The organism is Roseixanthobacter psychrophilus, from assembly GCF_043195195.1.
Taxonomy (GTDB): Bacteria; Pseudomonadota; Alphaproteobacteria; order Rhizobiales; family Xanthobacteraceae; genus NCEH01.
In genome coordinates this window covers 1-586 of record NZ_JBAFWT010000169.1, presented here as the reverse complement: position 1 = coordinate 586, position 586 = coordinate 1, and the positions used below count along the sequence as shown (strand labels likewise).

The following is a 586-nucleotide window of genomic DNA, read 5'->3' as shown; positions in this document are numbered from 1 at the left end:
GGCACGGCCTCATCCGTCACCTCGCCACGCAGCACCTCGCCGGCCCAGGCGCCGGCATCGCGCAACCAGCCGCCGACGCGTGCGGCGAGGGCCGGCCCGACGCTCACCGGGAACACGACCGCGCCCACGAGGCTCGCGCACAGGATCCCGAGGATGATCTCTTCGCTGCGAGCGAGAGCCACGTCGAAGATGGTCTCCGGCGCGGTGACCGTCGGCAAAGCGATGATGGGCAGAGTGTAGGCCGCCAGCATGAACACGTAGCTGCGGGGCGTGCGATCGAGCAAAGAGAGGTAGAGCAGCCCTCCGATCCAGGCGGCGACGGCGATGCTCAGAAGCTCGGGGGCGCTCACGAACGTCGGCACGAGCACCACCGCGCCAGTGGCGCCGATGAGGGTACCGAGCATGCGATAGAGCGCCTTGGAGGTAGTGGCGCCGGTGAGCGGGTGGGACACCACATAGACCGTGGTCATGGCCCAATAGGGGCGCGGCAGGTCCATGGCCAGGGCCACGTAGAGCGCCAGCATGGCGGCGGTGAAGGCCTTGGTGGAGAACAGCCAGTCGCGCGCCGAGGGAAGCTTCAAGAGTC

1 protein-coding gene is annotated in these 586 nt (G+C 68.8%); it reads right to left on the bottom strand.

The window, feature by feature from the left end:
* The coding region (locus V5F77_RS29045) for an FUSC family protein (protein WP_429008510.1) at positions 1-581 on the bottom strand (581 nt) is incomplete at its 3' end.
* Between the last annotated feature and the right edge of the window lie 5 nt (positions 582-586).